The sequence below is a fragment of the Mesobacillus sp. LC4 genome (genome assembly GCF_053543455.1).
The window spans coordinates 894798-918731 of the sequence record NZ_JBGCUB010000001.1 but is presented as its reverse complement, the minus strand read 5'-3'; the positions used below and the strand labels follow the sequence as shown (position 1 = coordinate 918731).

General features: G+C 40.6%; 16 protein-coding genes and 1 pseudogene. 4 read left to right on the top strand and 13 right to left on the bottom strand.

Going from position 1 to position 23934, the window contains the following annotated elements; all coding sequences use genetic code 11:
• Window positions 1-167: 167 nt before the first annotated feature.
• Window positions 168-533 (top strand): cyclic-phosphate processing receiver domain-containing protein, encoded by a 366-nt coding sequence (locus tag AB5I83_RS04770; RefSeq protein ID WP_448973212.1) that lies wholly within the window; start codon window positions 168-170, stop codon window positions 531-533.
• A gap of 103 nt (window positions 534-636) precedes the next feature.
• Here AB5I83_RS04770 and AB5I83_RS04765 read toward each other — a convergent pair whose 3' ends face one another.
• The 3 genes from AB5I83_RS04765 to AB5I83_RS04755 form a co-directional block, all read right to left on the bottom strand.
• Complete coding sequence (locus AB5I83_RS04765; RefSeq protein WP_448973210.1) at window positions 637-1242, bottom strand: alpha/beta hydrolase; 606 nt, start codon at window positions 1240-1242, stop codon at window positions 637-639.
• Window positions 1243-1377: 135 nt separating this feature from the next.
• The gene (locus AB5I83_RS04760; protein ID WP_448973208.1) at window positions 1378-1746 is read right to left on the bottom strand and encodes a YbaN family protein; all 369 of its coding nucleotides are present in this window, start codon (window positions 1744-1746) and stop codon (window positions 1378-1380) included.
• Window positions 1747-2443: 697 nt separating this feature from the next.
• Complete coding sequence (locus AB5I83_RS04755) at window positions 2444-3127, bottom strand: DUF2294 domain-containing protein (protein WP_448973206.1); 684 nt, start codon at window positions 3125-3127, stop codon at window positions 2444-2446.
• A gap of 261 nt (window positions 3128-3388) precedes the next feature.
• Between AB5I83_RS04755 and AB5I83_RS04750 the strand changes: the two are divergent.
• Both AB5I83_RS04750 and AB5I83_RS04745 read left to right on the top strand, forming a co-directional pair.
• Window positions 3389-3784, top strand: a pseudogene (locus tag AB5I83_RS04750) (DUF3231 family protein); the annotation flags it as partial.
• A gap of 9 nt (window positions 3785-3793) precedes the next feature.
• Window positions 3794-4321, top strand: a complete 528-nt coding sequence (locus AB5I83_RS04745; protein ID WP_448973920.1) for a DUF3231 family protein — start codon at window positions 3794-3796, stop codon at window positions 4319-4321.
• Between the two features lie 72 nt (window positions 4322-4393).
• Here the strand turns inward: AB5I83_RS04745 and AB5I83_RS04740 are convergent, their stop codons facing one another.
• The 3 genes from AB5I83_RS04740 to AB5I83_RS04730 all read right to left on the bottom strand — a co-directional run bounded on the left by AB5I83_RS04740 (window position 4394) and on the right by AB5I83_RS04730 (window position 5732).
• On the bottom strand, window positions 4394-4714 hold the full coding sequence (locus AB5I83_RS04740; protein WP_448973204.1) for an MGMT family protein: 321 nt from the start codon (window positions 4712-4714) through the stop codon (window positions 4394-4396).
• A gap of 71 nt (window positions 4715-4785) precedes the next feature.
• Window positions 4786-5391 carry a CBO0543 family protein gene (locus AB5I83_RS04735; RefSeq protein WP_448973202.1) on the bottom strand — a complete coding sequence of 202 codons (606 nt, stop codon included), beginning with the start codon at window positions 5389-5391 and terminating at the stop codon, window positions 4786-4788.
• A 53-nt stretch (window positions 5392-5444) separates the two neighbouring features.
• On the bottom strand, window positions 5445-5732 hold the full coding sequence (locus tag AB5I83_RS04730) for a hypothetical protein (protein WP_448973200.1): 288 nt from the start codon (window positions 5730-5732) through the stop codon (window positions 5445-5447).
• 115 nt (window positions 5733-5847) lie between these two features.
• On the opposite strand from AB5I83_RS04730, the gene AB5I83_RS04725 reads away from it, so the two are divergent.
• Window positions 5848-6309 carry a hypothetical protein gene (locus AB5I83_RS04725; RefSeq protein WP_448973198.1) on the top strand — a complete coding sequence of 154 codons (462 nt, stop codon included), beginning with the start codon at window positions 5848-5850 and terminating at the stop codon, window positions 6307-6309.
• Window positions 6310-6422: 113 nt separating this feature from the next.
• On the opposite strand, the gene ppc is transcribed toward AB5I83_RS04725, so the two are convergent.
• The 7 genes from ppc to AB5I83_RS04690 all read right to left on the bottom strand — a co-directional run bounded on the left by ppc (window position 6423) and on the right by AB5I83_RS04690 (window position 23823).
• Window positions 6423-9185 carry a phosphoenolpyruvate carboxylase gene (gene ppc / locus AB5I83_RS04720; RefSeq protein WP_448973196.1) on the bottom strand — a complete coding sequence of 921 codons (2763 nt, stop codon included), beginning with the start codon at window positions 9183-9185 and terminating at the stop codon, window positions 6423-6425.
• Between the two features lie 245 nt (window positions 9186-9430).
• Window positions 9431-18529 carry a carboxypeptidase regulatory-like domain-containing protein gene (locus AB5I83_RS04715; protein ID WP_448973194.1) on the bottom strand — a complete coding sequence of 3033 codons (9099 nt, stop codon included), beginning with the start codon at window positions 18527-18529 and terminating at the stop codon, window positions 9431-9433.
• A gap of 193 nt (window positions 18530-18722) precedes the next feature.
• Window positions 18723-19571 carry a GNAT family N-acetyltransferase gene (locus tag AB5I83_RS04710; protein WP_448973192.1) on the bottom strand — a complete coding sequence of 283 codons (849 nt, stop codon included), beginning with the start codon at window positions 19569-19571 and terminating at the stop codon, window positions 18723-18725.
• Window positions 19572-19633: 62 nt separating this feature from the next.
• Window positions 19634-20599, bottom strand: a complete 966-nt coding sequence (locus AB5I83_RS04705; protein ID WP_448973190.1) for a DMT family transporter — start codon at window positions 20597-20599, stop codon at window positions 19634-19636.
• A 229-nt stretch (window positions 20600-20828) separates the two neighbouring features.
• The gene (locus AB5I83_RS04700; protein WP_448973188.1) at window positions 20829-21251 is read right to left on the bottom strand and encodes an RDD family protein; all 423 of its coding nucleotides are present in this window, start codon (window positions 21249-21251) and stop codon (window positions 20829-20831) included.
• Between the two features lie 27 nt (window positions 21252-21278).
• Window positions 21279-22658 carry a M48 family metallopeptidase gene (locus tag AB5I83_RS04695; RefSeq protein WP_448973186.1) on the bottom strand — a complete coding sequence of 460 codons (1380 nt, stop codon included), beginning with the start codon at window positions 22656-22658 and terminating at the stop codon, window positions 21279-21281.
• Window positions 22659-22770: 112 nt separating this feature from the next.
• Window positions 22771-23823, bottom strand: coding sequence for an FUSC family protein (locus tag AB5I83_RS04690; RefSeq protein WP_448973184.1), 1053 nt, complete (start codon window positions 23821-23823; stop codon window positions 22771-22773).
• Window positions 23824-23934: the final 111 nt, after the last annotated feature.

Below are 23934 nucleotides of genomic sequence, written 5' to 3'. Positions count from 1 at the left end.
GTTTTACATCAATGATATTGAGAAATTCTGCTTTTAGAAATTTGAAGGATTTCCCAAACCTTTTATGTCCTTTTACGCCCAAATGTATGTTACCATGAGGGAATAAGGAAATTCACCAGGGCTATTCGACTTTTCTTAGTCACCCCTTTTAGGGAAGGAGAGAAGAAATGGAGAAGATTAGTGTTTTCCTGGATGACTACCGCAAACCACCTGAGGGCTATGTATTGGCAGAAACGATTGATGAATGCCTCTATCTGTTGAAAAACTATGACATCGACCACCTTTCACTGGATCATGATCTGACCAGCCATGTAAGAAATGGCTTAATGCTTGTAGAAATTATGATTCAAAAACAATTGTATGCCAATCGGATCACTATCCACTCGGCAAACTCAACGGGTGGCAAAGCAATGTATAATAGTTTCAAACAAGCCCAACATGACTACCTTATGCCTCAGTCTATAACTATTCACTTACGCCCCCTGCCCCTAAATCCCTTTACTTCACGGATGTTGTCTATTTATAAAAAATAAATATTCTTTAGGCTAGTTCTCAATGCGTGATACATTGTGCAATAACAATGAATAACAAAAAAAGAGCAATGTTTTCACATTGCTCTTCTTTATTAATGAACTTTTAAAACCTGCGTACATACCATTCGCGTGCAGCTTCAACCTCATTTAGGGTCAATTGATGCCCGCTGTTCTCCCAATGCATTTCTATATGAGCATTAGCTTTAAGCAATAGTGATTTCAATTCCTCTGACTCGGCTGCTGGACAAATCGGGTCGTTCTTCCCGGCAGCTAAGAACACTTCTGTCCCTGAGAGTTCCGGCAGTTCAATCCCTCTTCTTGGAACCATTGGATGGTGGAGGATTGCTCCTTTGAGGGCATTCTTATAGTGGAAAAGTAAGCTAGCGGCGATATTGGCGCCATTTGAATAACCAACTGCAACAATGTTGCTACGGTCAAGTTCATATTTTTCCGAGGCATCATATAAGAACTCATGAAGTTCTCGAGTACGGAAGACCAAGTCCTCTTCATCAAAGACACCCTCAGCAAGCCTCCTGAAAAAACGAGGCATTCCATTTTCAAGGATGTTCCCTCGCACACTCAATACAGTCGCTTCCTGGTCAATCATATTCGCCAATGGAAGAAGATCGTTTTCAGTTCCCCCTGTGCCATGCAGCAGCAATAACGTTGGCTTCGTTGAATCTGTTCCTTTTTTAAAAATATGTTTCATTTCAAGTCTCCTTCCTTTTCAAAGATATCTTTACCTCTGGTTTATATATCTCGAAATCAAGATAATTGTATAAATTATAGTTCTTTCTGTCAAGGAAGTGGCTGTTGAATGGTGGTAGAAATAGTAGCTGCCATCTTAAATAGTATCAAAGGATAATATATAGGCGCTGACTGTAACAGCAACGATGATGAGGACGGCTGCAAGCCAAAATTCAATGTCTACAAACAAAATGGTCCCCGGGATTGAGATCCACATTAAGCTCAGGCTAAGCACCTTGTTTTTAAGCGTGATTCCGTTTTTCTCACGGAAGTCCTTAATGTACCTGCCTAACCATTTATTCTTGATTAATTTTTGGTACAAATCATCTGAAGCCTTCACATAACAGGCTGCACCCAGCAGGATCAGCGGGGTGGTCGGTAAGAGAGGAACAACAATCCCAATCACTCCAAGGGCTATTGAAAGTGTCCCTATGATGATCAACAAAGCTTTTAGAGCGAAATTCACCTTTTATCCCCCCCTGAATTTTTTCTGTGATTCCTTCACGAACATGTTAGTATCATAACTAGTAAATTGTAGATCTCCACTTTAATGGACAATGACAAAATTATCCTATAACACCTGCGTGAATTCAATACCTTTACCGGCAAAAAAATAAAAAGCTGCTCCCTCAGGAACAGCTTTTTAGTTAAGAGTTATAGAATGTCTAGTGTAATAGTGGCTATATCTATAGAAAAATTCCACTTGAGCCTCTTGGCTCCCGACAGTGAAAGTATAAATGGTTTTTGTGGGTTTCGACTGTTTTACGTAAGAAATACCTTGCTCCAATGCATATTCCTCTAGATACGTCTCAAGCTCCTTCTTCTTGATCGTATTAGGAGATTCCGCTATCGATTGTTGTTTTTCCAATACAAAAGTATCAATGCATGAAACTATATCTTTTTTGCTTATGTTCATTATAGTATATAATCATTCCTTTACAGTTAATAAATCCATTATTTGACAATAAAAAAAGTCAGAAAAGGATTATATATTCATTCATCCTTTTCTGACTTATGATTTGGTTCTATGCCCATTCATTGCTATCAGAATTAATGTATTTAATTGTTAAAGATTTTTCAATTAAGCAAGGTTAAGAGTTTTAACCTTTACCCTTATTAGTATAGTAACATCTTGAAATGGATTAATCAAGAAGAACTTCACTTTATGGCTTCAAGATAAATAATATAAAGCTCTTATCCTCATTGAAGTTCCAGTCAACAAAGCAATCAATAACCTTAGCATCTAGATAGGTTTCATAGGATTTTAGGTGTTTATTTATCACTTTCTTTTCAAGCTTCCTCTTAGCAATCTTCAAGGTTTCTGAGAAACCTAAATGAATGAATTCTTTTTCCAGGCTGATCAATATGCCTTGACGGACAACAATCAGTGTCCGCTCGTTAAGCAGCTTTGAATAAGTGCTTTCAGGAGTTTTTTGAATCTCCTTACTTAGCTCAATTGTTTTTTGCTCAACAAGATGTTTATTTACGTATGAGTGGGAATCCTGAAGGTGGTCTTGTTCAAAGATGAATAAGAACATTCCAGATTTTTCGTCTAGGTTCCAGTCATAGTAAAATTCCTCTATTTTATCTTTTGTGTTCGATTCAATATAGGACTTGATTTCCTCTTCGAGCGTTTCCATCATCAAGTCTCTTGTTTTTTGGACATAGACGCTTTGTTGGTTAGAGAGGAGAGTGTTCTCCATCGGGGATAGAAAGTTGGTAATGTAGATTGATACAAAAGGACTCGAGATTGTACAAAACACGTTACCGGGGCCGCGTCCAAAATTCTCTCTTAGCAACCTTCCTATATATCCGCTTATTTCTTTTTCAAGCAATGTAACTTCCATAATATACCTCGCAATGCAATTTACTCCTCTTATACTATTCCCCTATCCAGAAGTACAAAAACCCTCAACACATTGTATTTAATTTAAGAATAAATTGCAGATTTATGTATTATTCTTGTAGGTTTGTCGTTATATTTCATTTTGGCTTCGGGTATATTATTTTATAGTGAAGGAGGAGTTCCTATGGCGAGTACCCATGATACCATCTAGCTAACTGCAGCCGAAATTTCATATCTTTGGACAACATATTAATCGGATACGATGTCAATCTGTGTATTAAAGTATTTTCTTCAGCATATTGATGATCCTGATATTAAGGAAATCATAGACCATTCCCTCGATTTATTGACTCAGCATGTGAAAATCATTAAAGGAATATTCGTCCAAGAGTAAATAGCAGTTCCGCAGGGATTCACCGACCAGGATGTGAACCTTAAAGCCAAAAGGTTATTCTCGGATATCCTTTACTTGCAATACTTAAAAAACATGGCTGGTGGCGGTTTAGCCGGGTACAGCAGGATGCTTCCAAATATATACCGCAAAGACGTTAAAAGCTTTTACTCAGAAGCGTTGACATCCTCAATCGAGCTTGAAAATAAAGTGACCATGCTCTTACTAGAAAAAGGCCAGGCTAAACGTCCCCCATTCATCCCTTATCCCAATAAAGTGGAATTCATCAAAAAACAATCCTTTTTCCTTGAGGGATTAGGACGCAGAGAAGCATTATCGGGTACAGAAATCACCCACCTTCACTTTAATATTGAGACAAACCAATTAGGTGCTGCTATATCGACAGGCTTTAGCCAAATTGCCCAGACCAAGCAAGCGCGGAATTATTTCATAAGAGGAAAAGAAATAGCATTTAAGCATGTAAGGACTCTTAGGGATTATTTAGAAAAGAATTCGCTGCCTGCGCCAGCTGGTATTCAACAGGAAGTAACTGAATCGACCGAATTTGTTTTTTCAGATAAATTAATGATGTTCCATTTCAGCATGATGATTTATGCTGGGATTGGGAATTATGGGGTCGCTATATCTGAGAGTCAAAGAAGTGATCTTGTAATTGATTATTCAAGATTGAATGCAGAGGTCCTCAAATATTCTGAAGATGGAGTCAATATCTTGGTTGCAAACGAATGGCTTGAACAACCACCATTATCAACTGACAGACAAAATCTTTCAAAGAGAAAATAATTTTAAAAAAGCACCCTGTGGGTGTTTTTTAAAAATGAAAAATTGATAGGGAAAGCCACTTTCCTATACCCATTAATAAAATTCGGTTTCCCCCTGCCACAAATACTCCTTAAGCGGCAAAGATCTTTCTGTGTTGAATTTAACTCCTTCTGATTCCAGCAAAAATCTCTGGGTATTGAATGATTCTTCGTCGCGAAGGCCGATTTCACCTTTTGAATTGATCACTCTATGCCATGGAAGGTTATATTTATCTGACATGGAATGAAGTATTCGGACAACCTGCCTTGCGGACCTGGGGCTTCCTGCACTCTTTGCTATCTGGCCATATGTCATTACCTTTCCAACTGGAATTGCTTGAATAATTTCAATGACTTTAATGGTAAAGTCCGTCATATTTTCACTTCCTTTTCTACCAACATAATATAACATAAAAATCCCTGGCCTTAGGCGAGGGATTTTCAAGTTTAAGTTGAATAGGATTTGAATTTATTAATGATGACCCAGCACATGATCCCTATTAACCAGTAAATCGGAAAAGAATAAATATGTTTCCAGGTAATTTCTTTATAGATGTCGAGATACACCATGAATGGTTCTGCTATAAAAGCCAGGAAAAGGGATAATACACCTGTTGCAGCAAAAAACTTTTTGAATGACATGCTGAATGCTTGATAAACGAACATAAAAGGAATGATGACAACTCCCACATCATATGGATATAACTGCGGATTTAAATATGGAGTGAGCCTGACCGGATAGGTCCAAACCATTGCGTTGCTTCCGATAGAATCAAGGAAGATTGCTGTTACTCCATAGAACAAACCGAACGCTGTATTTTCAATTAGCCTCGTTTTATCGACTCGCACCCACCAGATAATAGCCGGGACAATGGATAGAACCACCAAAAACCACCATTTATAAGTCAGGAAGTTATTCTCATGCCAATACGTCCTTAATACCTTATGGTACTTGGCTTCTGCATCTAATAGTTCCTGAAGCGAGATGGAGCTTAAAACCAGCAGATGTTCATTCAATTGGTATCCAATTGCACCTAAAATGGATAAAAGCACAAAATCACACCCTTTGTATATAGAGTGTGATTTTTGCTACTTAATATGTAAAATCAAGTAAATTTTTGATGTTTTATTTCTTTATATTTTGTGATGAGCTGATCCGGCTTTGCATTAGTAAAGAAGGAATAAACCCCTCTTGTTGTATGAAGATAAAGGAATCCTGTCATGCCTGACATTTTCTTGAATGTAATATCCAAAATATCATGCAAATAAAAAACGTCAGAAGCTGTGGTAATCCTGTCATGATACATTTGCATCAATTGTTCGTACTCTTCATAAACTTGTTCATTACCTTCAATTCTTCGATCCACTTTCAAGTATCTATGTGAACAAAGCATACCCAGCTTCCTCCCTTCTGATCACAATCCTACCTAATTTATTTTAATCATGTTGTTTAACAATAACCAATATATATAACAATGGTAACAGGTCTTCTTAAAAAGGGGGAGTTCTTTGATTTGTATTGGTGAACTTTTGGACCCGGATAAGTATCGTGTCAATGGGAGAATAGCGATTATCGAAAATAAGGAGGCCGTGTTAAAGGTATTTGGTTTTAAAAGTGGAAAATGGCTTGATCTATGGGATATCGATTCTCGAATCCTGACATTGTTTTATAAATCCTATGAAGAAGAATTTGATTGGTTCATTGTTGTTTATGATTACCAGGTCTTCTGTGATGACAGTGATATAAAAGAAGCGATCATATGGCACGAAATCGGCCACATTGAATACCCTGTTCCGGAACATCAGATGAGCATTGAAAGTGAAATCCAATGTGATCGGCTTGCAATCCAAAATGGACATATGGCTGGAGTCAGTAAAATACTCAATCTTACTATGAAAATGGCGTCATCACTTAATCATGAAATATTAACTCATATTACCCTGCAACGGCAATTAAAACTGCCTGGGTGAAAAGCTCATCGGAAGACTATAAACTTTATTCTAATTATTCCCGACTTGCATACATTCAATCGAAAGAAAAAGAAAGAAGTCCCAAAAAACACTTTTGGGACTTCCTTTTATCATCAGCCCGTATTCCTTAATCCTGCAGCAACACCGCTGATTGTTAATAAAACCTGGGTCAATAATTCATCATCTGGATTTTCATCCTGACGAAGCTCCTTAATCAACTCAACCTGAATGAAGTTTAGCGGATCGACATATGGATTCCGTCTATGAACTGAATCTTTGATATTTGGCGTATGATCCAGTAGTTCTTCATCTTCTGTAATTTCCAGAAGGATGTTCTTGGTTCTTTCGTATTCTTCTAAGATGTTGCCAAAGATACGATCAGCAATTTCTTTATCTTCTACAAGCGATTTGTATTCCTGAGCCGTAGTGATATCTGCTTTCATTAGTGCCATTTGCAGATTATCAACCGTACTCCTGAAAAACGGCCATTCTGCATACATTTCCTGTAAGACCTTCAAATTTTCAGGACTTTGTTGTACGAAGCTCTGCAAACCAGAACCCGCAGCATACCATGCAGGGAAAAGCTGTCTGCTTTGGGTCCACGCAAATACCCATGGAATAGCACGAAGATTTTCAAACTTACTGCTGTTCTTACGGCTCATTGGACGAGAACCGATATTAAGCTCAGCAAGTTCCTTTAATGGTGTTGCTTGGTTGAAATAAGTGATGAAATCAGGATCTTCGAACACAAGCGATTGATATTTCCTCAAGGAAACAGCAGATATTTGTTCGATTGCATCAACCCATCTTTGGTCACGCAAATGGCCCTGCTCAGACTCCTTTAAGACATTAGCTGCGGCCTTCATCATCGTGGATGTGGCCTGTTCAAGGCTTCTATAGGCAATATCTTTCAATAGGTAGCGAGATGATAATACTTCACCCTGTTCGGTAATTTTTACTCCCTGCCCAAGTGTCTCGACAGGCTGGGAAAGCAAACTTCTGTTCAATGGTCCGCCACCACGACCCAAAGAACCTCCCCTGCCATGGAAAAACTTCAGTCCGATTTGATACTTCTTCGCCATTTCATTGATTTCCAGCTGGGCTTTGTAAAGTTTCCAGTTAGCCGTCAACGTTCCGCCATCCTTGCTTCCATCTGAATACCCTAGCATTATTTCCTGCTGGTCCCCCATCTTTTTCAAATGATTGCGGTAAACAGGCATGTTGAATAATGTTTCCATGATTTTAGGCCCAGCTGTTAAATCATCGATCGTTTCAAGCAACGGAGCAACATTCAAATCCGTCTCAAATGTACCATCAGTGTGGAGCCTGTAAATACCGGCTTCTTTGGCTAGGACAAGAACTTCCAGCAAATCACTCGCCGACTGAGTCATACTCACTAAATAAACAGAGATCGATCGCTTTCCGAACTCATTGTGTGCCCGTTTGATCATCTGAAAAACTTGAAGCATTTCCTGTGTCTCTTTTGAGTAGTCCTCATGAAGAAGGAGCAACGGCCTTGGGTCCGCAAGAATTTTTACAAGTAATTCCTGTTTGTCATCTTCAGATAATGATGGGTAATCCTGAGTGATCCCGACCTTTTTTAGTATTTCAGATATTGCCGCTTCATGTTCCCCGCTGTGGTTCCGAATATCCAGAGTGGCAAGATGGAATCCAAATAACTGTACTTGCCTGATCAACTTCTGTAAACTTTTGAGTTCATGGTGCACAGGGTGGTGCTGATAGATGCTTCGTTTAATGACAAGAAGATCTTCAAGCATTTCCTCTGATGATTTATAGCCTATTTCTGATTTCCCGGCTTCCTTCAGCCTTTGAATGATGACCGCGAATTTACGGCGATACACTTCGCCTTCAATATTCCACTTTTGATCATCTGTTAAATACCTTTCTTCATCCTGAAGCACAGATGCCATTAACTCTTCACTAACAGCTGCTCTTGTGATTGAATGGCTGAAACGCTTCATCAAGTCCACTAATACAGCTTTATATTTTTTTAGTACGAGACGTCTTTGTCTTTGCAAAGTTTCCCATGTAATATCTGGAGTCACATTTGGATTGCCATCCCTGTCACCGCCAATCCATGAACCAAATCGGAGGAAATGAGGCACTTTCCATTCATGTTCAGAATAGTGACCTTTCAGGCTAGTCTCTACTTCCTGATGGATTTCAGGGAGCACGTCGAATAAAGTCTGGTCAAAATAATAAAGTCCATTCCTTACTTCATCTATGACGGTGGGTTTACGATCCCTTAATTCATCCGTTTGCCATAGGACGGAAACCTCATTGAATAAGCTTTCCTCGACCCTTTCACGCTCTTTCTTGGATAAAAGTGGGTTATCCAGACTTTTAAGTATATCTGCTATCCTTTTTTGGATCTCCAGAATTGAACGCTTGGTGGCTTCTGTAGGATGGGCTGTAATGATCAATTCCAAAGAAATGGTATTCAATACATTTTGGATGATATCAGAGGATATATGATTGTCTTTCAATGAAAGGATGGCTGCTTCAATAGAGCCTGGCTGTGCGCTGATCTCGGACTCCAGCAAGTAATCACGGCGCCTGCGGATCCGATGGTTTTGTTCTGCTGCATTGATTAAATGAAAATATACAGAAAAAGCTCTGATTACATTCTTCCTCATGGGTACTGACAAACTAGCGATTTCCTCTTTCAAAGCAGGGTATGTATCGCGGTCATGTCCATTTCTAAGCGTTTTGCACATAGCGCGGATCTTTTCTACTTTTTCAAACAGTTCCACTCCGCCATGATAAACTAGAATATCTCCAAGGATGTTTCCAAGCATTTTCACATCCCGGCGTAATGGCAAACTGCTGTCATTTACTTCGATTCCTGATGTCATTTTGTCACCTTCCTAAAACTTGTGAGAATATTTTAAATATTAATATACCATAAAAGGATATAGATTGTGAAATAATATGCATATTGATAAATGATTCACCTGTAATTTCTAGGGGAATTTACTTTCCTAAAGTGTAAGTTAACCATAGTTAAATCCTATCTAAATGCCTTTGCACACTATCCAATTCATTATAGAGAAAAGGCTTCCCAAAAAGGAAAGCCTTTATCAATTCATATCCGTTTTTGTTAACTTGCTTTATCTTTATCTTTTTTCTTTGGTTTTCCTGTTACAATTACTTTCATTGTTTTCGCTGTTTTAGTTTTACCGGCGAAGTTCTCAGCTTCTGCAAGCAATGTATGTGATCCATTTGCAAGATCCAACTCCACTGAGAAAGTGCCGTCACGCCCGGTTTTAGCCGAATCAATCAGGATCACTTCATTCCCATGCTGTTCATAAATATTCACTGTCGTCCCCTGGGCTGCTGTGCCTTTTACTAATGCCGGTTCATCCTTCACCTTCAATTCTTCCAAATCCCAAGCTGGAGCTTCAGGGGTTTCTTGAACCGAATCCTTGGACCACCTGATGGCATTCACGAATATCTGTCGCCCATCCTGAGTCCACCCATAGTCAGGTCCGATGAGGTTCGTAACCGCAAAAGAAGACATCAGCAAGTGCATATGCTCCTTGCTCCTGAATTCAAAGCCAATTGATTCGCCTTTATCCTCCCCGTCCACTGAAAGGCTCGAAATCGCAATTCCAGTGTAGTCTTTAAAGGTTGAATATGGACTTTTTGCACTGTGGATTTTAACGCGGCCATTTTCATCCTGGGCGACTTCATTAAATATTGGATGCCCATCGACAGCTTGAACAAAGATTGCACCTTCATTATATCCCTGCTGATCCATTTCCGGACTTCCCGCTGCCTCTTTCAGTCTTTGAATGGAGCCCTCTCCAACGCCCCAAGTTCCCGTGAATACAAGGCTAGTCTTTTGTTCATCACTTTCTTTGATAAGCTGTTCAAATTGCTCTTTTGTTCCTTTATTTGTATTAACCAGGATGACATCATACTTTCCGACATTCCCTAGGATGTCCCAGCCTTTTTCTTCCGCAAATAGCTCCTGCTCGTTTAATAGAGCAGTAAGGTCACCGCTGACATCCCCTAACACTGCAGCCTCGAAAGCATTCAGTTCAAGGTTGAATACTTTATCCTCGGATCCGATCTCAACCTCAAAAGATTCCTGGACATATCCATCTGCCATTACATTGAACGTGTACTCGCCAGGGAGCAAATTTTGGAAATCATAAGAACCATTTTCCTGACTGGAACCTTCCATTTTAAAATCAGGTTCATCCTTGGGAACGAGCGTCAATGAAGCACCCGCCACAAGTTCTTTGCCTTTCTTTCCTGAAATAACACCCTTCAAATCAGATCCTTCAATCGCCTCCAGTGTAAAATTCAAATCGACACTGCTTCCTAACTCTGCAACTTTAGCAGGTTGGATTTGTTGAGCAAAGCCTCTTGCCTGGACTTTGACTTCATAATCACCGACACCAATTCCAAATTTGTATTGACCTGCTGAGTTGGTGGTTGTTTTGCTATTTGTTCCTTCGATAGAAACAAAGGCATTTGCAATTGGCTGTCCTTGACTATCCTTAACTACGCCTTTGATTTCACCCTGGCTTGCGGTCAACGCGTAATTAATTGCATTCAAATATATTTTCTTCGCATTTTCAGTCCATCTGTCATTCGGATGCCCATAGCTGCTGATTTGCAGGGCAGATAAAAGAATATGGACACTATTGGATGAACTGAACTTATAGGCAATGGAACTGCCTAGTTCTCCCTTAACCGGGTTAGTCAAACTCCCGAGAATCGTACCGCTATAGTTATCAAACACCGAATATTGCACGCTGCCTTTAGGGTTGAGGAGCAATGGAATTTCTTCACCTTTATTGAATCCCTTAAGGATTGGGTGGTTTTCATCTACCCGAAGATTTAGTTCCTTATCTACAAAACTATATTCAAACTCTTCAGGATCTCCATATACATCACTCAAATCTCCAATAGGCCCACCGAACAATGAAGTGAAAATAATGCTGACTTCATTTTCATTAGCTCTTTCCACCATTTCCTTAAACCTGTCGTCTTCCATGTACAAATCATTGACGATGATCAATTTATAGTTTGATATATTCTCTATCAATGTTTCAAATTCCTTATATGGATGCAGGTCAACGTCATACCCATTGTTCTCCAGGAATGGCATGATCCTGTCCTGTTGATAAGTGTTCGCAAGAAGAGCAATTTTTTCCGATACGACAAGCGGGACATTCAAGTCTGTCTGCTGGCCTGTGGTAATTTCTACGGACTGGTAAATCGGCTTATAGCCGGCCGCAATCACCCTGACTTCATATTGGCCTGCCGGAAGTGTGGCTTGATAACTTCCATCTTGGCTTGTTGTGACAGCTACTGGCGTCCCGATTATTTCCAGTCTTGCACCCTCGATTGCATCTTTTGTGGAAGCATCGATAATTTTTCCTGACAGGATGCCAGAATCGACCGGCTCTAGGACGAAGTTTTCATTTAACACCTCACCGTTTTCAATTGAAACGTGGAATTCTTTTGGAGCATGTCCAAAAGCATCAACAATCAAGGTGTATGTCCCTTCCTCTAATGCAGCAAAGAACTTTCCTTTTTCATCGGCTTGATAGGTTTTGCCTGTTTCACTTACAGTAATTGTCCCCTGCACAGCCCCGTTGACATTCTGGACTAGGCCATGGAGTTCACCGACAAGAGCCTCTTTCTTATCTAGTGCCCAGTTCAGCGCGTTATTCAACAGCCATTCTCTCGCGGGGTCAAAGGAGTCATTAGGCTTGAATACATGGCTGATTGTCATATTGGCTAAAAGAATCTCAACTGAATCAGTCGTCCTTCCTTTATAGGCGATCATGCTGCCCTTTTCATCGGTTTCTGAATGGGAAAAATCAACGATGGTTTTACCCGAATAGCCGTCAAAGCCGTAGTAATAGCCTGATTTTCCAGGTATTTCAATCGTATCTCCTGCTTTAAAACCTGCAGTAAGTGGATGGTCACCCACGACAGTTCCCTGCGCTCCAGGCTTGTTGTTATGTTCGAATATAGTTTTTGGTTCACCATTATATTCCTGTAAATATCTAATCGAACCGCGTCCTCCAGCCTGGCCTGTCCAAATGACTGATTTCCTGTTTTCATCCAAAGCTTTCTGGAATGCTAAAAACTCTTCTTTTGTCGGTTCAAGATTTCTGGCATAATCGGAATTCGCAAAAATAACATCTACTTCAGCCAACCTGTCTGTATCTTTATAGTTCAGGTAAATGACCTTATAGCCTCGTTCTTCCAAATATTGTTTATAGGTAGTTCCTGAAGCAGTCAGATCGACGATGATTCCTACTGTTGGTGATGGCTTCAATTTTACATTCAAGGTTGCTTTTTGGCCGTCTGTAATTTTCACTTCAATGTCCTGGCGCACATAGCCTTCTTTTTCTACGCGTGCTGTATAGTTACCTGGTTCCACTTTTGTTAGGTTGTAGAGGCCCTGGACATTTGTTACTGCCTCTTTTGGTGCACCTAGCAGTGTAACCTTCGCACCCTCAATTGCATTTCCATCCTTGGAATCTTCCACACTGCCAGTAATGGAGGCAACATTTTCAGCTACAGACAATGGAATCTCCTTTGGCTCACCGTCCATTTCTGCCGTTATTTTCAATATTTTTTCGGCATAGCCATAGGCACTGATTTCAATCTCGTATTCTCCTTCTAGCGTCGCGATAGTAAAACTTCCATCCTCACCGCTTGACTGAGTTTGATATGGCTGTCCCTTCACCTTGATATCTGCTATTAAGGGATTGCCTTCTTCATCGACAATCATTCCGCTGATCACCGGATATTTAACATTTGCTGCCCATAATACCGAGTTGATGAGAAGCTGTTTTCCTGTCTCTGTATAATCCTTGGCACTATGGTAATAAGCAAAACCGTGACCACTCAACAATAATTCAGCACTTCCAGCAGATCTTGGTTTATATGCAACCCCAAGTCCATGCGCGGCATCAGAACCTTCATGCTTGATTTCCGCAAGAGAAAAGCCGCTATATTCCTTGAAGTAACCAACATAGCTGGAGGATGGAGTGAGGATTTCGATGGACTCCCCGGCCTTTGCTCCATCAAATATTGGATGTTCCTCGATTACCTTGTACTGGGCAGATTCAGTGGTCTTCCTTATTGTTTTAAGCTCTTTCGGATCCTTTCTGTAATTCACCAACTGCTTGATGCCGCCTCCCCAGACCGCATCACCATAGATCAGGCTGGTTTGTGCTTTATCCGCTGCTTCCATCATTTCATCAGTTATGGCTGAAGAGCTTGGGTCATTGAAAAATATGACATCAAACTCAGGCATTTTCTGGACTAATTCTGCCGGTGCAACATCTAAAACACTTACTCCGATCTCATTAAAGAGAGCCTTGAAGTTTTTTTCAGAAGAATAGTAGTCACCTACTACCCCGATGGAAGGCATATTGTGCATCTGAATATCGAACTCACCTGAATGGCGCGCAACATCGACACTCTGAGTTTGTGCGATGTATCCCTCCTTACTGAAAATAAGGAGATATACTTCTTCCTCCAATCCGGAAACCTCATATCTTCCATTGGGAGAAGTTTTAACTTCTGCGATTGTTTCGCCTGCAGAGTTTTCAACTGCAAGATCGACTCCCTCGAGCTCCATGCCTGATATGGAGTCCGTTACAGTTCCAGTTAGGATCCCTTTTTCTGACTCACCTAAAGTAATTTGGACTTTTGCCGCCGTACCCTTTGCTACAGTAACAGTTTCTGCTTTGGAACCCAGGCCTTTCGATCTTACTTCTAGTTTGAATGTTCCTTCATCATGGAAAAGCGTGAAGTTTCCGTCAGCGTCAGTCTTCACTTTAACTCCTGTTTCAATCATTTCAATGTTTGCCTTTACAGGTTCCCCGGCTGCATCGGTTACTGAACCTGTTATTTTTCCGTATTGAGCGTTGTACAGATAATCAATACTGTTAAAAAGGATCTGCTGCTGGCCGCGAAGCCAAGCCTTGGAACTTTCCCAAGGTACTGTCGCATGGCTTGACAATAATAAATGGGCACTGTCTTCGGATACTGCATTATAAGCAATTCCTGATCCTACAAACCCTTGATCAGTGTTGCCGATTTTACCAATTGTCCTTCCGGAATATTGATTAAACCAGGCAAAATCTGCATTATTCTCTAAAACATTGATTCTGTCCCCAGGTTTATACCCCTTGAAAATAGGATGTTCTGCTTCAACCTGGATTCTTACTTCACCACCATCATAATCATGCCCCAGTTCTTTCGGATCCTGGAAAAAGTCTTTTAAATGATGGATGGACCCATAGTTCGCACCCCACTGATCTGTGAAGATGATGCTGACATTATGGGCTTTTGCATTTTCTACCAAATCTTTAAACTGCTCCTCAGTCGGCTTAATGCCTTCAGAACCATACCCGCCATTCAGGTAAAGTACTTTATAGCGGCTTATGTCCTCGACAACATCCCAGCCCCGTTCTTCTGCGATGAATCCATTAACATTCAGCAGGGTGGTGATTTCACTCTTATAATCATTTAGGACAGCAACATCAATTGGCTGCAATTCAAAGCTTAGGTCTGTATGATCGCCAGCCTTAACAGCGATTTCCAAGCTGCCGGTCTTGTAACCATCTAACTCTATAACTGCCTTGTAGGTTCCTTCATAAACGTCTTTAGAAAATTTCCCATTACTGTCCGTCTTCCCCTCGATCGGTGACTGATTGAGGCTGACAGCCGCTCCGTCTACCGGCTTACCAGTGCGCTGGTCTTTTACAAGGAGGGATAAAGAGCCCTGAACGGCTTCTTCAAGTTGATAATTCTTTATGAATTGATAGCCTGAAGAAAGCTTTACATTTTCAATTATTTGCTTTTTACCATAAGCAGAAATCCTGATCGTATAGTCACCAGGTGCATGCTTGAGCAAAAAGACTCCATTTTTATCTGTGCTGACAGCTTCTCCTGTTTCTACAACCGTCACAGTACCTTCGATAACATTGCCTTCATGATCTTTCATTGCTCCTTTAACAGAGCCAGGTGAGCTATAGCTCTTGACGCCAGTCTGGAAAGGTACGATTACCTGTCCTGAAAGGATAGGGATACCCGATGTACTGTAAACTGGCAGGCTGAAATCTTTCAATCTTTCACCGGTGTACACATCAATGACAGACAGATTTCCGCTTGTACCTGCAAAAAATAGTAATCCATTTGCAGAAACAGAACCATTGTTCAAAGTGGTGCCCACTGAGCGGTTGTTCCAAAGCTCCTGGCCAGTCTTTGCGTCGAATGCGCGCAAAACCGGCTGAACAGCTGAACCAACGACGACAAGATTTTCATAGACGATCGGTGAGCCAGCTTGAGTATCACCGATACCTCCTGCCTTCCATTTCTCTTCACCTGTCTTGCTATCCAGGGCATAAAGTGTGCCGCCTTCAGTGTTAAAGTTAGTGCCAGCAACATATAGTGTGCCGTCATCGAATACCGGCTTTGATGCAATACCCTCATTTACGAGTGTTTTGCTCCACACTTCTGTTCCGTCTTCAATCCTGAGGGCTCTTAGCTTTTGATTATCATAGCTTCCGATAAATAACATCCCATCTCCAGCACTAGGACCGAAATAGGTAGGTGCGCCAAGATTGACACTCCATTTCTTTTCTCCATTTTCTGCATTTAACGCCGTAACCTTTGCATCTTCTGAAAGATCAGATGACACAAATAGAGTTCCATCAACAAGTAATGGAGATTCATAGATTGCCATTGCCCCAACAACAGTGGTCCAAATAATGCTTCCTGATTTCAGATCCAATGCGTAGATCTTCCCGTCTTCTCCTCCTGACAGATAGACAGTCTCTCCATCTATTGTCGGTGAAGACCTGTTCGTGCTTCCAATTCTTACTGACCATTGCTCCTTGCCTGTAAATGCATCAAGTGCTACAACATAACCGCTGTCCGTGACAAGGACAACTTTGTTATTAGCTGCAGCCGGGGTAGAAAAAAGAATCTTTCCTTTCCCTGAAGTATTGTACTCCCATCCTTCCTCCAAGGCAGCCAGGTCAATTGCGTTAGAAGACACAGCATTTCGCTGATTGTTGCCGTTCGCCATAGACCAATCTTTATTTGAATTAGCTGAGTTGCTATTCACCTTCAAATTAATGGAAGTATCAGCGTCAACATTCAATTCTTTTGCCAGTCCATCTATCCCTTCACCGGATACCTGAAGGACATACTGGCCGGCAGGCAAATTCTTCACTTCAAATGTTCCGTTTGCATCAGTCCGATATATTGGCATCGGCGTGCCTTTAACCCTTATGAATGCATACGGTACAGATTTACCTGTGCTGTCAGTTACTTTTCCAGTTACACTAAATGTTTGTGCATGCTCCAATATCCAATTTACAGATAAAGTTTCGCCTTTATTCAGGTCAATAACTGTTTCGAAATCCTTATAGCCAAATGATGTAACCTTGACTTTATGGCTCCCTTCCCTGATTTTGTAATTGAATTCTCCGCTCTTCCCAATGGTAAAGGTAAGACCCTCTTCCTTTATTTCAAGTTTTCCTTCGATCGGCTCACCATCCTTATTGGTCAACTTGCCAGTAAGCTCACCGGCAAAAGCAGTTTCGGTGACAGCCTGGTAAATGTTCATGATACCCGTTCCATAGGAATCGTTGGGAAGCTTACCCATATGCGGTTCCACTCTGGAAGTCTGCTTCAGTGTTTCTTTTATCTGGTCAATTGTCAGATCTGGATTAGCCTGCAACAGTAACGCTACTGCTCCAGTGACATGTGGGGTTGCCATTGATGTACCACTGATTGTGTTGTATTTCCCTTCGTTCCTTTTAGCCGGCCAGGCTGAATAAATTTTGTGTCCTGGTGCAGAAATATCAGGTTTAATGATCCGCTTCTCATCACCGTTTTCATCCTTCCAGAAAACCGGACCACGGCTGGAAAAATAAGCAGCCTGGTCATACTCATCAGTTGCGCCAACTGCAAACGTCTCCGGAAAACTTCCCGGTGAGCCGATTGTCTGTGACCCAGGGCCATCATTCCCAGCTGCAAAAGAAGGAAAGATTCCTGCTGACACCCAGGCTTTTACATCTTCATAGAATTCAAGGTTATAAGCATTGGAGTTCCCCCATGAGTTGTTGACTACATGAGGAGCCTTTGATGGGTCACCACCAGGAGCCATGAACCATTGAAAAGCTTGATGAATGGCAGATAGAGTCGTAGAACCCCCATCATTGAAAATTTTTGCCGCTATCCATTCTGCTTCAGGAGCTACCCCGATTGGTTCACCTGTGCCGCCGCCAACTGCTGTTCCGGCTACGTGGGTTCCATGACCATGTCCGTCATTCGGTTTGTCATACCCCTGGCCAGATAAATCAATCCAAGAATATTGATGATTGCCATCTCGGCCGCGATAGTTATGTTTAAGTGCTTCATGATTTCCGTCTACCCCGGAATCCATGACCCCCACAACGATACCTTCACCTTTTAATCCGTATTGACCCCAAACCTTTGGAGCATAAATTTTCTCTAATCCCCACTGAGGCAGACGCGGTGGGTTTTCTTCAACTGTCACTTCAGGAAGAGTTAGTGTTTGATCGAGCGAGATATCCGCTACATCGTCACGTTTCTCAAGTTCTTCAAAAGCTTCTTTTGTGATAGAAGCAGTGATTCCATTGATAATCCAAAGAGAATCTTTCTTTTTGGCTTTTCCCTTTGTTTCTAAAGCATCCAGTGCCTGTTTGATTCCTTTTTGAGAATTGGCCGTTTTTTCTTTGAGGTGGTCTTGGATGGTTTCGATTCTTTCAGCGCGGTTCTTCTTAGCTTTCACTTGAGGATAAATCTTGTTGAAGTCTGGCTTATCTTTCATCCTTATGATGACATCAATTTCTTGATCCTTTTTAAATGCTTCAAGAAGAGCTGGCTCTTTTTCCTTTTCAACAGCTGCTGGATCTTCGCCTTTCAAAGGCGGCGGGTCGATTCCCAACCCGTCCAGCAGATTTGTCAGTTCGTTTATCTCTGCTGATGGAATTTCTTTTTCTCCTGCACTTTCAGAAGCTTGCTCACGCTGTTTCTCCAGCACGAGTTCTTCCTCTGAAAAACTCTTGGGTTTCTGTTCGGCAGCAAAAGACAGTTGGCTAGTAAATGATGAAAACACCATCAGGAACGCTAACATTACTGCCGAAATTTTTCTTACGGTAACCTTCTTTTTGCTTCGCAATTTCTTGCACCCCCTGATCATTTGATTACCGAAGAAATACTGCATAATTTTGTAAAAACCTTTTAATTTATTGAAAATTTATACTATTCAGATAAAAATGAATACAAAGTATTACTATATTTGTAATAAATAGGAAATAAGTTTTAGGAAATCCATATGAAAAAAAGACCATGGTATGGTCTCTGCATTAACCTTATTCAATTGTAGGAATGACTTTCGCGTTACACGCTTTTTCATAAAATCCGATTGGTCCGGCATGGTCGATGATCACTCTTTTATAACCCTTTCTTATCATCCCTTCCAGGCACAAATGCAGCAATGATTCTCCTATACCTTCAGCTCTTTTGTGTTTAGCGACACCCATCGGCCCAAAATGACCTGGTTGATGTATGTCATAAGCTGCAAAGCCAATTATATCCCCTGATCGATCTTCAGCGATAAAAATGGACGGAAGATTACGCTCAAGTGCCTGTTTGATTGTCTCAATCCAACGAGTGCCAAACTCATCTTTTATGAACAGGATCAGCCTCTCAGCATCTTCATGGCGAACCATTCTAATATTCTTGTAAAGCTGCTTCTGTACACTGTATCCTGATAAATCCAATTGCATATCCCGCGATACTGTTCCCAGACTTAGAAAGGTGTTTTGCTGTTCCGGAGTCAACATTCTATCAGTTTGTCCAGTTATAATTAAAGCCTTCAGGACATGTCCTTCATTTAGGAAAACCTGATTGTAGTTCCTCATATAGTTTATTGCTTGATCAATCACTAGTTTCGTTGATTGACAAACTGGAGTTTTAATTGGTTCACAGAAACCGAAAGGAAGACTTTCAAAAATCGGATGACATGAATCCTTCAAAGAATCAATATCGATGCCACTTTTTTGTATTGCCTCCTTTATAGGGTAAGACCCATCATCCAAGCATCCAATCAAAAGATGCTCAGGTGTCAAGCATGGACTTTTGTCATATTTACATGCATGTTCTGCTATGCCAAAAACTTTTGACATTTGCTTTGTAAGTTTTACTTCAATTAACTTCATTCAAACCCACCTTAACAATTTTATAGAGTTTGTGAGATTTATGAGGATAGATACGGTCATTCCTATGCAGTGTTTTTCATTTGCCCTTCTTTCCTCCTGAATGTTGAAAGGCTGTGAAGTGCCATACCTAGCATGACGAGGGTAATGCCGACCCAAGATAATGTTGATGGCAGTGGCATTGCCAGGATCAAAAATTCGCCTGCCAAGGCAAAAAGAACTTCCATGGCCTGGGTTGCTTCTACGGCAGCGAGTTTCTGCATATTGCCTCTCACTAAATCTGTCGCTTTGAAGAATAAAACAGTCGCGATCACGCCTGAGGTAATGGCTACTAAAAGGGACTGGAAGCTTTGGTTCGTGGTAGGAGGACCCACCGTCAACAGACCATATAAAGATAAGAGCAGCCAAAAAGGCAGACTGGCAAGAGTCATTCCCAGAACACGTTGATATGCGTCAAGATTTCCATTTGTTACTTCCATCATTTTTCTGTTTCCTAGAGGATAAGCGAAAGATGCGATCAAGACAGGGATGACCCCAAGTAAAACCATCTTAAACGGTAAATGTCTAGCATGTTCTAACTGCATTAGCAAGATTCCTGCTAAAATGATCACTGACATCCCAAGTCCCTTGAAGGGTATTTTAGCCCTCACAGTTACTAAACCTTCATTTGTCATGGTCCTTTCATAAAACAAGGGACTGAGCAAAGCACCGGATATAATTGTGATTTGCCAAGTCGCTGCAATTAGCCAACCCGGTGAAAAGGCAGCAGCATATGTAAGTGGTGCATAAAACAAAACAAATCCAACAAAGCTCCAAAGAAACCAAGGAAAAGGATTTTGTTTGATACTGTGAATTACAGGCTTTAAGTTACCCCTTGCTGCCACAATGGCCAATAGAAAGGGAACCATGAATAGGTATCTAAGGGAGGCGCTCCATATCCAGCTTCCGCCAGATAACTCCATCGATTGATTCAAAACAAAGGTGAACGCAAAAAAGAAGGCTGCTAAAATGCCTATTAAAATCGGTCCCATTCACATACTCCCCCTTAAAACAATAACACCTGCATACTTGATGCTTTACAATCAGAAAACAAATACAAAGTTCAATAGTACAAGTTAATAAGCATTAATATACCATAACAACAGTTTAGAAATCACCAAGTTTTTCCACGTAATCAAGAGATGGAGATTAATGTTTATGATTCAAATTGTTTAAATTTTAGCATTAAAAAAACACCTGGAATGCCAGGTGTCATAAATCTTATTGTTCATAGTGTATTTCGTTTGGTTTTTCATAAGTTACATATGTGCCTGCGATGAAATCATGGATTGCTCTTTTATCCTGTCGAATCCCTACCATGAAAGCACTGACAATAGCAGCAAGACCTAAAGTAAGAACATAAACTAGTCCGCCGACGAGAGTTCTCAAAAGCATCGTGCCGAAACCTAGTTTCTCCCCGTTTACTTTCGCGATTCTTACACCAACGATTTTCTTGCCTACTGTATATCCTGACCACACTACTGGAACAAGCACAGAATAGAGCAGGTTCACTGAGGAAGTAAAAGCATTGTCTTCAGTGTTACCTGTTATTAAATAACTGATAATTGCAAGTGGCACTCCGATGATTAATCCGTCTAAGATTGCTGCACCCAGTCTTACCCAAAAACCAGCTGGTCTGTTCATTGAATTTTCCTCCTAGTTGTCTCTAATTTATTTTAATAAATCTGCGATTTCCTGCTCACCTGATTGCAAGGCATGCATTCTCGCAGTCATACCCGAATAATCTCTTAGCTGTGTGTCTGCCCCCAAGTCTATCAACAGTTTGACCGTGTCGATTTCGCCACTGAATACTGAATAAATCAATGCTGTATACCCAGAGCTCATTTCTTGGTAGTTAGGATCACCGCCAGCTTCATGCAGCATTTTGATCATTGATGCATTCCCTGTTTGGGCAGCAGTCATAAATGGTGTCATGCCATAATCCGATTCGAAATTAGGATCTGCCTTAAGATTCAACAGCAATTGAACCATGTCGGTATTCACATCCATAACAGCCCAGTCCAATGCTGTGTATCCATTATAGTCTAATTGTTCAATATCTTCCCCATTCTCTATTAAACTTTCAACCTTCTTCGCATCCCCACTGATGACTGCTTCGATTAATGGAGAAACTTCTATATCTTCTTCATAATATTCATCATCTGCAAAGATAGCTGAATTCACCTCATTATAGACCATGTATCCGCCAACCAAAGCCAAACCTGTAAGCATGATGGAAGCAGCAACAAATGCGACAAGCCCTAGTGATTTTTTGGAAGGGGCCATGGCTGAATCTTCTCCAAAAAAGATACTGATTTCATTGATTCTTTTTGGAAGCGGTGGATGCGTTGATAAGATTTCTGCCAGCCATACCACCAATCCTTTTTCCTTATTGATTTGGTCAAGGTATTCTGCTTTATTCACCTTTCTATATAAGGATTTCCCAATGGCCAGCATGGTAAGTCCGTTATTCGCCGCTGCTGGATTACCTGTATAGAAGGCCGCATAGCGATCACAAGTATATTCACAAGCGCGCAGGTACATTTCTGCAATACCCGGAATCCACATAGAAGGAAGGATGAACATCATTTTGCCGAGGTGATTTCGTTTAATATGAGCCAATTCATGTGCCAGGACAAACTGGAGTTCCTCTTCAGCATTTTGTTCGATAAGGTCGAAAATTTCGGAGTAGACAACAACCATATTCCTTCCGAAAAAGCGTGTTGCAAAAGCATTCATTACTCCGCCTGATTGCATCACGTAAATATCAGGTATGGATTTGATTTCCATTTTGACACATAAATCTTTGACCGTCGAATGGATTAACGGAAATTGATTGTCGCCTATTTTCACCGCATTGAGCCGTATCTGGCCAATCATCAAAGCATGAAGCACCAATGAAATCATCAAGAATCCTGCAATGATAAATATTCCCACTATGGATATTGCAAACAAAATGTAAGAAGCAATACTAATACTTAATACGATCCAGAAATATTTATTCTCATTTTTATGTACCAGGTTTTTCTCAGTGAAATTTTTTTCTGTCATTCTCAATATCTCCTTAATCACAATTAAATAGATTATAGGAGATTTTTATAAATTGGCATAGATGTTTTTTATTGGAATAATAAACTTGTCTATTATTCCCTAGCAGTTCCTTTTAAAAAAGCTTTTTCACCGCTTTTTCTGTGTCAGTCTTTCTGTTTTGATATTGGTCAATCAATTCATTGAGTCGATGAAGCTGAAAAGCGTAGTCATAAATGGCTGATCCGATTATGATGAGACGCAGTCGATCATTCCGTTGAATTGAGGTGTCCTCTAGGATTGATTCAAGGAATAGCCCGCTATTTTTAAAAAATTCTTCCGAATCTAGTTCTCTGATTTTTCCTGAATATTTAAGCAGGATCATTTCATGATATTGAATCAGTTCTTCGAATTGATCATCAAATTCATTCGTCTCTTGCTGTTCAGGACGGCTTTGAAAAAAATGATCTTCTACGATATCCAGCAATCTTAAGCCTTGTTGAAGACAGGCAAGCATCTGTTTGAACAATACCAGTTCCCTGATATCAAAGGGTTTTATCTTTGATATCTTCATTCTTTCTTCATCTAGTATTTTATAGAGCTCTTCAAGCTTGGCGATATCTTTTCTAAGCTGACTCCATTGGTCCTGAAATGTCTTTTCAGTCAGCTCATTCGATATGGCTGTCCTGATTAGCAATGACATGTTTCTAAAAGTGCTGTCCATTTTTTCGGTGAAATTTTTATTGAAATTTGGCGGCGAGATGATTAGATTAACAAGGAATGCTGAACCCATCCCTACAAGGACGATGAGGAATTTGTTTGCAGCTGCTACTACTCCATTAAATTCTTGTGAGCTCATCATAATCAAAACGGTAATAAGCGTTAAGGATAAAGAACTTTCCATTTTTAGCTTCAAGCTGATGATGATGACTATCACTGTTACAAGCCCGATTACAATCGGGTTATTCCCGAATAAAAAAATCGATGCAATCGCGATGATCGCGCCGAGAGTATTCGCCTGAAACTGTTCTAATACTTGTTTCCACGAACGATAGATCGAAGGCTGGATCGTAAATGTAGCGGCAATAGCTGCAAAAACGGCTGGCTCCAACCCTATCCAGTTTGTTATGTATAATGCCAGTGCTACGGCCAATCCAGTTTTTATTACCCTGGGACCTAAAGTAATCATTAAAATCCCTCACTCTCTATGGAGAACGATTTTATTCTAACATATTCTACTTATAAGTGATAAAACCTAACTGATAAAAGGTATTTTTAAGCACGAATAGATTATCTTTCC